Source organism: Corallincola holothuriorum (assembly GCF_003336225.1).
Classification (GTDB): Bacteria; Pseudomonadota; Gammaproteobacteria; order Enterobacterales; family Neiellaceae; genus Corallincola; species Corallincola holothuriorum.
Genome location: NZ_QPID01000002.1, coordinates 398184 through 410942, shown reverse-complemented (window position 1 = coordinate 410942; position 12759 = coordinate 398184). Strand labels below are relative to the sequence as shown.

Annotated in this window: 12 protein-coding genes and 1 tRNA gene; 7 read left to right on the top strand and 6 right to left on the bottom strand. The window is 48.7% G+C overall.

The features are described 5' to 3' along the window. The first annotated feature begins 166 nt into the window (after positions 1-166). Both DU002_RS04730 and DU002_RS04725 read left to right on the top strand, forming a co-directional pair. Positions 167-763: a GTP cyclohydrolase II gene (locus DU002_RS04730; protein WP_114337207.1), complete on the top strand. Its 597-nt coding sequence runs from the start codon at positions 167-169 to the stop codon at positions 761-763. Positions 764-972: 209 nt separating this feature from the next. Then, positions 973-1869: a MipA/OmpV family protein gene (locus DU002_RS04725; RefSeq protein WP_114337206.1), complete on the top strand. Its 897-nt coding sequence runs from the start codon at positions 973-975 to the stop codon at positions 1867-1869. A gap of 61 nt (positions 1870-1930) precedes the next feature. Here DU002_RS04725 and DU002_RS04720 read toward each other — a convergent pair whose 3' ends face one another. Both DU002_RS04720 and DU002_RS04715 read right to left on the bottom strand, forming a co-directional pair. After that, complete coding sequence (locus tag DU002_RS04720) at positions 1931-2314, bottom strand: hypothetical protein (RefSeq protein WP_114337205.1); 384 nt, start codon at positions 2312-2314, stop codon at positions 1931-1933. A 23-nt stretch (positions 2315-2337) separates the two neighbouring features. Beyond that, complete coding sequence (locus DU002_RS04715; protein ID WP_147271775.1) at positions 2338-2568, bottom strand: hypothetical protein; 231 nt, start codon at positions 2566-2568, stop codon at positions 2338-2340. A 159-nt stretch (positions 2569-2727) separates the two neighbouring features. Here DU002_RS04715 and DU002_RS04710 point away from each other — a divergent pair, with 159 nt between their 5' ends. The 4 genes from DU002_RS04710 to DU002_RS04695 all read left to right on the top strand — a co-directional run bounded on the left by DU002_RS04710 (position 2728) and on the right by DU002_RS04695 (position 7316). Beyond that, positions 2728-4152 carry a S41 family peptidase gene (locus tag DU002_RS04710; RefSeq protein ID WP_114337203.1) on the top strand — a complete coding sequence of 475 codons (1425 nt, stop codon included), beginning with the start codon at positions 2728-2730 and terminating at the stop codon, positions 4150-4152. Next, positions 4142-4831, top strand: coding sequence for a response regulator transcription factor (locus tag DU002_RS04705; RefSeq protein WP_114337202.1), 690 nt, complete (start codon positions 4142-4144; stop codon positions 4829-4831). The genes DU002_RS04710 and DU002_RS04705 overlap by 11 nt, the downstream gene beginning before the upstream one ends. Before the next feature lie 15 nt (positions 4832-4846). Further along, positions 4847-6142, top strand: coding sequence for a sensor histidine kinase (locus tag DU002_RS04700; RefSeq protein ID WP_158537964.1), 1296 nt, complete (start codon positions 4847-4849; stop codon positions 6140-6142). Positions 6143-6215: 73 nt separating this feature from the next. Then, entirely contained in the window at positions 6216-7316 is a 1101-nt protein-coding gene (locus DU002_RS04695) for a type 1 glutamine amidotransferase domain-containing protein (protein WP_114337200.1), read from the top strand. A 224-nt stretch (positions 7317-7540) separates the two neighbouring features. Here DU002_RS04695 and DU002_RS04690 read toward each other — a convergent pair whose 3' ends face one another. Next, complete coding sequence (locus DU002_RS04690; RefSeq protein WP_147271772.1) at positions 7541-9376, bottom strand: hypothetical protein; 1836 nt, start codon at positions 9374-9376, stop codon at positions 7541-7543. A 199-nt stretch (positions 9377-9575) separates the two neighbouring features. Next, positions 9576-9662, bottom strand: a tRNA-Leu gene (locus DU002_RS04685). 201 nt (positions 9663-9863) lie between these two features. Here DU002_RS04685 and DU002_RS04680 point away from each other — a divergent pair. Further along, on the top strand, positions 9864-10364 hold the full coding sequence (locus DU002_RS04680; RefSeq protein WP_114337198.1) for an RDD family protein: 501 nt from the start codon (positions 9864-9866) through the stop codon (positions 10362-10364). 36 nt (positions 10365-10400) lie between these two features. Here the strand turns inward: DU002_RS04680 and lptG are convergent, their stop codons facing one another. Then, positions 10401-11465, bottom strand: a complete 1065-nt coding sequence (gene lptG, locus DU002_RS04675; RefSeq protein ID WP_114337387.1) for an LPS export ABC transporter permease LptG — start codon at positions 11463-11465, stop codon at positions 10401-10403. Further along, positions 11465-12574, bottom strand: coding sequence for an LPS export ABC transporter permease LptF (gene lptF, locus DU002_RS04670; RefSeq protein ID WP_114337197.1), 1110 nt, complete (start codon positions 12572-12574; stop codon positions 11465-11467). The genes lptG and lptF overlap by 1 nt, the downstream gene beginning before the upstream one ends. Between the last annotated feature and the right edge of the window lie 185 nt (positions 12575-12759).

Sequence of the window (12759 nt, the reverse complement as noted above, 5' to 3'; positions counted from 1 at the left end):
CATCGGCAGCCAACGGTCAGATGAACCTTCTGCCGTTAGCTAAGATTTCGTTCAATTTCCCCCTCAACCCAAGCAATCCTTGATATGCTTGGGTCTGGTCGCAGTTCAATGACTTTTGCAGGCACCGAATTCGCATTCACGGTGATGCAAGTTTAGAGAGTTAAAAATGGTAGAAGTAAGAAAAGCGGTGCCACTAAAAGTTGGTGCCGCGCAGGTAGAAGCAGAGATAATCTCTTTCAATGGGCTAGAATCAGGATGCGAACATATCGCTATGCGGTTCAAGGGCACCCAACCCAATAGCAATATTCCCTTAGTGAGAATGCACTCTGAGTGCCTGACTGGTGATGTCTTTCATTCATCCCGCTGTGACTGCGGCGAACAGCTAAACGAAGCAATTTCACTCATTCATGTCGAAGGCGGCATTCTGCTGTACCTGCGACAAGAAGGCCGCGGTATTGGCCTTTACAATAAATTGGATGCCTACGAGCTGCAAGACACCGGCCTGAACACCTACGAAGCCAACGTTAAACTAGGTTTCGGCGAAGATCTGCGCGAATTCAACGAAGCGGCTGAAATGCTCAAAGCGCTCGGCATCGACCATATTCGCCTGCTCTCAAATAATCCGCGTAAAACTGAGCAGTTGAAAGCGGCCGGGATCTCGATCGAAACGATGGTTAACACCTCGGTGCATCTCAAACCCGGTAACTCAGATTACCTGAAAGCAAAAAAGAACCACGGCAATCACCAACTCAGATTTTCGTAACGGCTAAAGCGTATTCTTTCGGTTACTGAATAAACCTATGTCATGCAACCCAGCCACCAGGCTGGGTTTTTCTTTTGTATCTGCACACTGCTGTCCATAGTGAATCAATTGTAATAATCCGCGCAATCTACCGGTCTAGATTAAAGCGCCCACTGATCTAACATTGGGATAGCGCCATACAATCAAGGATAAACAGGTGAGAGAGCCAGATGTTAACACGCAAAAAGAGATTGCTAGCGACCAGTGGATTGATGTTGATATTTAGTACGCCAGCTAGCGCTGAGTCCCTCGAAGTAGAGTGTGTGACAAGCCGTCCATGCCAAACAGAAAGCACACAGCAGCCACTTTGGGAGATAGGTCTGGCAGGCGCAATCATTTATGGACCAGACTATCCCGCGGCGGGTCAAAGCCATACTAACCAGATCGTATTGCCCTACCTGATCTATCGTGGCGATGTGATCCGCGCTGGTGAAGATGGGTTAATCAAGGCACAGGCATTTGAAGATGAGCGCTGGGAACTAGATCTGTCACTTGATGGGGCATTTAATGCGGACTCCGATGACAACGATGCTCGCGAGGGCATGCAGGATCTGGATTACCTGTTCGGGATCGGACCAGAGCTAAAGTACAAGATTTACCGAGCCGATGATGAACAGAGCAAGCTCGATCTTAAGCTGCAAGCACGCGCAGTGTTCTCCACCGATTTCTCCAATCTGAATCAGCGTGGCTATGCCTTTGAGCCGCAACTACGTTACGAGCATGACAACCTGTTTGGCAGAGAGATACGATTTGTTGGCACCGTCGGCCCGGTATGGGGCACAGAGAAGCTAACCGACTACTTCTACCAGGTCGATGACAAATATGTACGCCCAGGCCGTGAAGCCTATGATGCAAATGGCGGTTACATGGGCACAGATTTTGGCTTCGGATTGGTATTCACCCTGATGGAAAAACGTGCGCGTCTGTTCCTGGGGGGGCGAGTCAGCTTTCATCAAGGCGCAGAAAACGAAGACAGCCCGCTGTTTATTGACGAGACAACCTATGCCGTCGGCATGGGCTTCGCTTATCGCTTATTTGCGAGTGACAAAAAAGCATCTGGGGGCTGATATAAGCTGCTGCTAATTCGTTTAGGGCTGTTTAACGAACAAAGTTTTTTTCAATGCTCTATCAATAACCAGACCAGCCAATGTAAAACGTCACGCTACCCAATAAGAGCAGCGCCATCGGTGGCGTTGCAACACTTAGCCAACTTGCCAGCATCACTCTATTACCTGCAACAACCAGCATCACTCCGTCACCCGTTCGGTATAGCCCGGTAAGCAGCGAGTTATCGCATACATAAAGTTTCTTCCCCTGCTGCGGATCCACGTATTCAATCTTCAGGTGCCGTGATTTTCCGCCACGGGTTTCAGGGCTAAAATTTCGCAGTACTTTATCAATCACAAGCCCTTGCAGCCGCTGCCCTCTCACATAAAACAGAACGCGCCAAGTAAACAAAGCAACAGCCCAAGCAATCAATAAACCACCGACAATGATGCAGTAATAAGCCACACAGAATCCTCAACGCGATGTAGTCATTTCGATTTGGCAATAAAACCGACGTAGGTAGCAACCGCAAAAACCAGACCGTACCACAGCAAAGAAAAGTAATATTTAATGGGGGCACTAGCTGCGGTCACAGTATGTTCGTGCCCAATGGCGTGATAGTGGAAACCACCATCGTACAAGGTTTTTGCTAACGCAATACCAAAAGCGACACTGAATATCTGTCCTATCAATCGGCTTTTTTTATCGACTTTCATCATCTGCTTTCGGCCATATTACTTGAACTCAATACCCTATCATCAAGGTGTTGAGTGTAAAAATGCTCAGGCACAATGTGGTGCCCTTACTGCAACTGACCACGACAAAACCTTCACAAATATATCGTTAGCCTATGGGCATATTTAGCTAATACGGCCACGATGATGAACAAACCTCTATTTTTCACCCTCCTCTCAGCACTATGGCTGTTTGGCTGTCATCCAGATCATTTAGACCTGTTGCCGCCATTGGAAGATCCATCCCTGATGGAGAAAAAGCTGACCATCGAGCAGATGCATCAGGACATAGGTGCGTTTGTTACAGGCGTTTTGGAACGCCACCCAGAACTCGATGCTTATGCGGATATGGGTTCACTTAAGGCTGCAGTCAAAGAGGCCAAAGCTGAGATCACGCAGCCCCTGCTTAGGACCGATTTTTATCGCATCGCTGGCAGGCTTAACCACCATTTAAATGACGGCCACTCTTTCTTAATCTGGCCATATCAGGAATACAAACAACTCAAAGAGGACGGCCACACTCCGTTTCCTTTTGACGTGGTGATCTCACAACAAGGGGCGATCTACCTAAAGTATGATTATCAAAGCGGGAAGCAGAAGCTGGCGGCTGGCAGCCAGATACTCACCATCAACGGCGTGCCTGCCTCCTCCCTTGTCAGCACGCTGCAGCAATACAGCGGTGGCGAATCTCGCCGGTTACGAGAGCAGGTCGTTGCCAAGCGGTTCGCGCTGTCGCTTTGGGCAGTTTTCGGCTTTATCGACAGCTTCGAACTTGAGATCGACAACAGACCAGCCTCGCTTGCCATCACTCAAGTTGCCATCACCAAAGATCAGTCCTGGCAGCGAGTTTCTGCAGACAGCAACGAGCAACAGGGCGAACACTACTATAAGCAGCTGCAAGCGGGGGTAGGTTTACTCTATCTCGCCCACTTCGATATCGAACCAAATAAATTTGAAGACTTTATTGACGGTGCATTTGCTGAAATAAAGCGGGATCAAATTCACTCATTGATCATCGATATTCGAGATAACCCGGGCGGCAATACCGACACCGTCACCTACCTGAGCCGCTATCTGGCGGATAAACCGTTCAGGCTGGTTTCTTCAGTACAAGAGAAGTTAAACCGGGATAACCGGGGCTGGTTTAACTACAAAGGTGAAGTGGGTGAACTCATTACCACCCAATGGCAAGAGTGGGAAACGCCTATCGAAACAGAGCAGCGATTTAAAGGCGAGGTCTATCTGCTGGTGGGGCCGATAACCTACTCCGCCGCTATCGTGTTGGCAACCACACTGAAAGACCATCAGTTTGCTACTCTGGTTGGTGAGAAAACCGGGGGATTTGCCAATCAAACCGCACAGGGTAATTTGTTTAACCTGCCCCATTCTAAGTTGCGAGCCTATGTCACCACCCGAACGCTGATACGGCCAAGTGGCGACATCGAACGACGCAGTGTCGAACCCCATCATGTGGTTAACCGCTCAGTAGATGATATAAAGAAGCAAAGAGATGCAGGCATTGCACGCGCGCTAACTCTGATAGAGGAAAAACAAGCCAATGACGCCTAAGTATGCCGTTCTGGTAGTCGAAGATAATCAGGATATCGCAATACAGCTGGTCGACTATCTCGCAGACAAGGGGTTAGTGGTCGACTATGCGGCTGATGGCAAAACCGCACTGCAACTGCTGGCAGCACAGCGTTACGATATTGTGGTACTCGATCTGATGCTGCCCGATATGGATGGCCTCAGCATTTGTAACCATATCAAACAAAACCTGAGTACCAATATTCCGGTGCTGATGCTGACCGCCAGGGACAGTTTGGATGAAAAAGTGCAAGGGTTTGGTGTCGGAGCTGACGATTACCTGACCAAACCGTTTGCACTGCAAGAGATGTATGTTCGTTGTCTGGCGTTGGGAAAACGTCATCAACTACATCAGCAAAACACGCTGACCATCGGTGAGCTTGAGGTCAATTTTCATAAGCACTCAGCGACGCGAGCGGGTCAGCCGCTCTCGCTCTCAAGCACTGACTTTACCATCCTTAAGCTGTTAGCAGACGCTTACCCAAACGCGGTCAGCAAACGACAACTGACCGAGCAGATCTGGGGAGATGAAGCGCCACAAACGGATGTACTACGCAGCCATATTTACACCCTGCGGAATGCGCTGGATAAACCTTTTTCTTACCCAATGCTGAAAACGCTCCATGGCATTGGCTTCAGATTAGCACTACCAAGCGAGTAGTAAGAGATGGCTCGAATGAATAAAAGCTTACCCTCCGCCATCACCTGCCTTGTGTTAGGTGTGGCCATTAGTATTACGCTGATTTATAGCCTGCTGATCCTGCTCTATTCCTGGATGGTTGAAGACAATATTTTTAACCGACTGGTCGCCGCCGAAGCGGATTTCATTGAGCAGTCCTATCAACAGAGCGGCACCCTGCCCCAGCCCCGGTCAGGCTTTGTTACCCTGCATCGCAATTGGCAGGATATGCCGCAAGAGCTAATAGACGCCCGCAAGCGCAAGCAGGATCGCATTGAATTTGACTTAAATGATGGCTCCACGGTGCATATTCATGTGTTACAACTGGAGGGGATCGATTATGTGTTAATGGCCAAGGTTGACGACTTTGAGGTCAGCAAAGAGTATCTTCCAAACCTGCTTGGCTGGCTTGCCCTGCTGGCGCTAGCTGGCGCGGCATTGGTCTCCATCATCGCTTTTGTGATTGGTCGACGACTAACCCGACCGATAAAAAAACTGGCCGACCAAGTAAGCTGTTTACCCACCGAAAGCAATGGCGCAACGTTCGCCAACAACTATCCAGACAATGAAATACGGGTGCTTGCCAACGCTGTCGAAACCAGTTTTTTCAACCTGCAGGACGCGCTGCAGCGGGAGATAAACTTCACCCGCGATGTCAGCCATGAAATACGAACGCCGATCAGCATCCTCAAGAATCTTCTCGACAGCCGAAGTCACTCACAGCAGCTAACACCAAGCGACTATCAGCAAGCGCAACGCGCGATCTTTGAACTGGAAAAGGTAACTCACACACTATTAGCGCTGGCTCGAAACGAATCGAAGCAGAAATCTGAATTAGATATGACGCAGTTAGTGGAAAACACACTGCTTGAACACTTTGAGTTAAACAACTCTGAGAAAGGACAAAAGCTCTCGCTGCAATTGTCGCTGCAAGAAGGAATTCACCTACACGCGAACCGGAATCTGACACAGATCCTGCTCAACAATATCATCTCCAATATCGTGCAATACGCCACTGGAAGCGACGTCGAGATCAGGCTTACGTCAACCTCGATTTCCTTTATCAACCACACGACAACACCGGTCCCGGTGCAACCTGAAGCAGCAGGAGTTAAAGCTCAACTAAGCACAGGCATCGGTCAGGGTCTTAACCTGATTGAGCGTATCTGTGCCGTCAACCATTGGCAGATGGAAACACATTCCTCCCCCACAGTCCCCTTAAACTCTGAACACTCTTCATCAAAAGAAACAACATCAGCGTTCAAACTGACCGTTCATTTCAACCCGACCTAATTTATGGCTGATTTCTTCACAAAATCACGACAAAGGCATCGCTAAAGTGCTCCTAATATCGGAGGAGCACATCATGAAAAAAAGTTTCTATTCCCTGTTAGCACTGATTTTATTCACGGTTTCGTTTGCGGCATATTCTGACACCCGCGTTGCATTGCTGATATCTGGATACGGCAACGAAAGCGATGGCAACATCAGTTACGATCTTGAGGAACTGGCCCAAACCTATCTGGTACTGGCAAATAATGGGATCACGCTGGATATCGTCAGCCCTATAGGCGGCGCGGTTCCTGTTCACAACAAGAAAGACGACCTTGAATACATTCAGCGGTTTAAACAACAAACGCCGGCACTGAGCCAGCTGGCTAATACCTTATCGGCCAAACAGGCGCTGACCCAAGAGTATCAGGGGCTGATGGTTATCGGTGGAGATGGCGCCATGTTCGACCTGCCTTTTGACAAAGATACCCAGACATTGGTGACGCAATTTGCCCATCAAAACAAGCCGATCGCCGCGGTATGCCATGGCCCGGCGGCGTTGTTAAACATCAAACAAACAAGTGGCGAGTACTTTGTTAAGGGCAAACGGGTAAACAGTTTCACCCTGAAAGAGGAACACGCCTTCAGCGCCGAGTTGCTGGGTAAGTTTCCATTTATGCTACAAACCGAACTGGAAACACGCGGCGCGATCTTCCAGTCCAATGCGCCGATGCTGCCTTTTGTGGCCGAAGATGGTCAGCTGATCACAGCACAAAATCCCATGTCTGTGGCCAAAGCGGCAGATGCCTTGGTGGTAAAACTGGGTCTGACACCAAAAACCAGAACCCTATATCGAGATGAAGCCACGTTTCAATTGATCTCGCGGGCAAGAACCGAAGGCGCCTTTATCATCGACATTGCTTTGGCCAGCGCAAAGGAAAGCTACAACCTGAACTATATGGCGTTGTATGGCTTTTATGCTTACCAGCTTGCTGACACGCCAGAGCAAAAGATTGTGGAGCTTGAGATCATGGCTCGGATCGGCAAACAGTTTTCCCACCCCAAGTACTCTCTCGCGCTAATCAGCGCTTATCTCGAGCAGGGCTATGTTGAGCAGGCAAAATCAGAGAAAAAGCTGCTGATGAGTGCATTCCCCAAGACCGAGTTGCCCGAAACCGTGAAACAGCTGAATTAGCTCACGCCTCACAACACGTTTGAACTCCATGATAAGACGGACGGAGAAAGCATGATAAGGATATGAACGACGCGCCTTAGTCGGTCAGTGATGAATAGGAAGGGCGACGCCTTTCCTATTCATTTTACCTTATCGGCTTACGCCTTTGCCGCATAACAAAATCAATGAGGACAGCCATTTCCCAATACGAAAATAAGATAACCCGAAAGCGCCACGACCAGTCGTCACCTATCCTGCTCATACAAAACCAAATTGTCGTAGTCGACGCTAGCCGGGGTTCCCTCTTGATGGCTATACAGGTGCTTCAATGGCATGGTATTCCAAGAGGATTTTTGGAACTGATACAGCGCTTGGTTAAAAGTTAAGTGAGCATTCGTCCTGATGGTAGCCGCCTCAGACTCGACATATTCGCGAATTTTCTTCGGCCAATCCGCGATCTTTTGCCCTTTTTTAAGCGCCTTTGGATTCGCTTTTTGATAAAAACTGTAGAAATATGCTTTCAACGGCTTAGGGTTGGCATCGCAAGTGAACTGCACTTCATAGCCCATATTGTTTGACGGCAGAGATAAACTCACGAACCCGCCCGAAACGCTGCCGGAAACATCAAAACGGGGGGTATAAATTTGGTCATTTTTAACGCTGCAATTAAACCCGCCCTTAGGGTGAGCGATGGATTGATGGGACACGAAAAAGGCTCTACCACTGCCATTTTTAAACTTCCCATCTTCAATTTCAAAATCGATCTCCGTGTTTACTTTTGTCGCAATGCCACCGAACAGGTAACTGTCGCCAAACACCAGATCATTTTTTTGCTCAATCACCAAGCGCCAACGCTGCCGCTCTTTCAATACAACCAGCCTAAAGCCATCGCCAAGGTGAGATAAGGAGTTTTCAAACATCACTTGCGCTTGATGTTTGCCCGCTGGCAACTTGTCCGCCTCAGGCCTAAGAGAAAGCTGAATATCGAGTGTTTCATCGGGGGCTAGTTTGCCTTTGTTTGGCTGAACGCCTACCCACGGTTGGTCAGCAGCGATACTAAAACTAAGCTCCTGCTCGCCTTCATTCTTTATTTGATAGGACTTTTGCCGAGGGGCAAACGACTTCTTAGGGGAGTTTCGAAAAGCCTCAAATGAGCCGGTAGGCGAAACAACCAGCATACCGGGTCGAGTGGCCGACAGCGTGTAACTCAATTCCCCCTGAACGTGGCGCTTATGCGCTTCGCCGTAAGCCCAATCTGATGAGAAATCTATTCTAAAATTTTTCTCAATTTTCTTACCCTGCAGCAAGCTAAAGAACTCTTCATAGGTGGGCGCCAAATCAACCATAGAGAGTCCATCTGACAGTTCTTCATTAGCACGTGCGCCATTCACCAGATCAAGCTGGCCAATATTATTGGCGCCAGAAAAGTCGCCATGTTGAAACCACTGGAGCTGCGGGGAATTGATATGACTATCACTATGAACCGTACTGCCTCTTTTTGCCTCTAAGAAGAACCACGCGCTTTGCCAATAGGTTTTCGCCTTGAAATTGGCATGCCGCCACGAGTCGAAATAGGGATAAAACTCATCTCCATCATCCTGTCTGCGCCAGAATTGAGCGTAGTTTCTGACGATTTTAGTCTGGCGACTTTCAGGCCTGATCGCTGAAAACCCAGGTACGACAGCACGAAAAGTTTCAACGCAACTTTTTGATGTGATTTTGCAATCTGGCTTGGCCTGAAAAATATGTAATTCACCTATACCGCGCTCTTTTATGTGCCAAAACATCTTATCGGTGAAATCTGGGCCTTCGTGTTTTTCAGCTACTTCCCACTCAATATCCACCTTGATTGGCTGACACTCGACCATGACATAAGGCCCGTTATAGGGCCCTTTTGAACGCCACTGACATGGAAAATCTTTGCCTTGTATCGCTTGAAACTGCGTTACCAAATTGCTCAAAGGATCTCCTGCGAGCTCAGTACAAATACCAAGACCGGACGAAAGGCTCAGAACAACCACAAACAAGAGAAAGGGTAGACGTTGATAGAAAGAGGCCACGGCAACATCCTTTGTCGACACAAGCTTGCCTTTTAAGCCTAGCCGCCAACGGCGCCACCGATGGTGTGCACCTTGCCCAATCGAACATTTATTGCTTGGTATCAATTTTCAGGCAACAGCCATTGCCTTGTTGGGGATTACCGACGAGATAAAAGTGATTGGCTAGCAGTTTCCGCCCTCAAAACGAAAAAACCCAGCCATAAGGCTGGGTTTCCGAATTTGGTACCAGTGGGCGGACTTGAACCGCCACGCCCGCAAAGGCAACGGATTTTGAATCCGTCATGTCTACCAATTCCATCACACTGGCAATGAATTTTAAGGCTTCCGCCTGTGTTACTGAGCAGATTTTGCAATCATCTCGGTAACGAAGTGCGGCTATTATACGTATTCGTCGCCGCTAGACAAGCCCCGTTTTTCTAACCGCTCAAGATTCGTACAGAGTTGCGAAAAATCATCTGATACACTGAACCAAGAATCTTGGCTAGTTCACTCAATATACAGGTAAATCATGGCTGAAAATCCGTTTAAAGAGTTTCCCCGTGCAGGCTTTTTTCGACGCTTAGGCGCTATGATCTATGACTTTTTAATTGTCATGGCGATCTATATGGTTGCAGGTGCGCTGGCCATGCTATTCGTGGTTGTGTTGGAAAAATTTGGTGCAATCTCTTTAGAGGGTTATCAGGACACAGCAGACTATTTGGGCGCTCAGCCTTGGTTCACCTTCTTTTTGGTGGTCTGTATTTGTAGTTTTTACGTCTGGTTTTGGAGCCATGGCGGCCAAACCATCGGCATGCGGGCATGGCGTTTACGGGTACAAAATGACGATGGCACGGCGATCACGTTAATGCAGGCGATCATCCGCTTGTTCTCTGCCGCCATGGGCATAGGCAACCTGCTGGTCATCATGGACCGGAAGCAAAAATTGGCGCTACAGGATCATATGGCGGATTGCGAAGTGATTGTTCTAAGTAAAGAAGCGAATCAATTTAGAAATTGGCAAACCCCATAAATAAGGGGCGCCAATCGTTTCTGTTTTTGACAGTTGCTAGTGTTTTCGCCGCAGCAAAAATACCGCTATGCCGGTAAACAGAGTTGCAGGCAGGATAGCGCCGATCACCGGTGGTATCTGATACACCAGCGTAATGGGGCCAAATACCTGCTCACAGATATAGAAGGTAAAACCGGCCACTATCCCCATCAGGATCCTTGCCCCCATGGTGACTGAGCGCAACGGACCAAAAACAAAAGAGAGTGCCAGCAACATCATGACCGCTACGGTAGCGGGTTGCAGTAACTTACGCCAAAAAGCCAATTCGTAACGGGCTGACTCTTGATTACTATTTTCCAGATAGGCGATATAGTCAGACAAGCCCGCTAAAGAGAGGGCTTCCGGTTTAACCGTCACCACACTGAGCTTTTCCGGGGTGAGATAGGAGGTCCAAAAGTCTGTGGGTTGATGCCGATTGGTCACCTTATCTTCTTCAAACTGAGTAAATGTCACATCCTCTAACTGCCACACACTGCCTTTAAACTCGGCGGCACGCGCGGCTACGATACGGTGCAGATCCAGCTTGCGATCAAACTCATAGATAGTCACCTGTCCGAGCGTGTTCTCATCAACCACTTCACCGATATTGATAAAGCTGTCGCCATCTTTGGCCCATATTCCTCGCTGGGAGGTAATTAAACTCCCGCCAGATAGTTCCTGTGCCCGCAGCTCTTTCGCCATACGCTCAGCCACCGGCGCGCCGTACTCTCCTAAGGCCATGACCAGTAACATCAGCGGGATCGCTGTTTTCATCACCGATCCGGTGATCTGTAAACGCGACCAGCCCCCAGCCTGCATGACAATGAGCTCGCTGTTTGAAGCCAGCATGCCCAGACCAATCAGCGCCCCCAATAACACTGCCATGGGGAAAAACATCTCGATATCCCGTGGCACGCTGAGCACAGTAAAAAGCAAGGCATCACTCATCTCATAGGTGCCTTTGCCCACTCGTCGCAACTGGCCAACAAACTTGAGGATGCCAGATAAGCCAACCAGTACCACTAGACATAGTGAGGAGGTAGTGACGATAGTGCGACCAATGTACAGGTCAAGGATCTTAATCATCCCTTCATCCCCTTTAATCTCGCTACCAAGCGCACACCAATCGGCCTACCACGCATAATCAATACCGCGCCAAATGACGCGGCCAAAGCATGGATCCACCATAAACCCAGTGACGCAGGTAAGGCACCATCCTCCAGCGCTTTATGACCCGACATTAACAAGACGTAATACCCCAGATACAAAAGAATGGCGGGGAGCATTTTGGCAAATTTTCCCTGTCGTGGGTTAACCGCGGCTAACGGCACGGCAATCAATGCCAAAATAGGAATGGAAAGTGGCACAGCTAAGCGCCATTGGATCTCAGCCTTCGCCTCTGTCGACCCATCTTCAAACAATTTTGCCAATGGCCAGGCATCTATCTTTCGTCCGCGCTCATCAACATCAAACTCTTTGAGTAACACCTGATACTCTTCGAAATCAACAATATGATAATCCAAACGTCTGGGATGCCCCTCCCAGCGCGTGCCTTCATTCAGCACCAACATGCTGGGCTGGTTCTTGGCCTCCTGCACGGAGCCCATATCAGAGACCACAATAGAAAAATTCTTGTGCCGCTCATTTATGGAGGGTGTTTGCGCTAGGAACACTTTAAATAACGTCCGCCCATCGCGGCTCATCTTCTCGACAAAAACCACAGACTTACCATCGAAAGTTTGCTTAAACTGCCCGGCCACTAACGTACTCAAGCCAGCACTGGCGTCAGCATCTTCTAGCAGCTGAAGCTGCTGCTCTTCTGCCCAAGGTTTCAAATAGAGGCTGGTTGCTCCACCAATCAGCCCGAGGAATACCGCGGCCGCCAACGTCACCCGTGCAACGTACCACTCACTAACACCGCAGGCACGCAACACCACCATCTCACTTTCGGCGTACATACGCCCAAGCGCAATTAAGATCCCCAGAAACATACTGAGTGGCAGAATCATCAAGATCAGGCCAGGTAAGTTTAATAAAACCAGACTGGTCACTAAATCTGCGGGAAACTTTCCTTCGGCCGCTTTAGTTAACACCGAAACGAATTCACGGCTGAGGAAAATGAGCATTAATACAGCTAGCACAGTGAGTTGTGCTTTGAATAGCTCTCTTGCCAAGTAACGAAAAAGAATCACGTAATATCTGCCTACAAACTGCTCATTTTGGATACGTTATGCGTAAATTTAATCTAACGCACCGTTTTTATATTTTTAAGCTTGAAATCAGTGCTTTTGCCACCACTTCGACTATAGTACATAACCAAAAGTTCGCGGCCAAAGCGGGCTTTAATTCTTAGCACCGATAGTGCGTTAGCTGCATT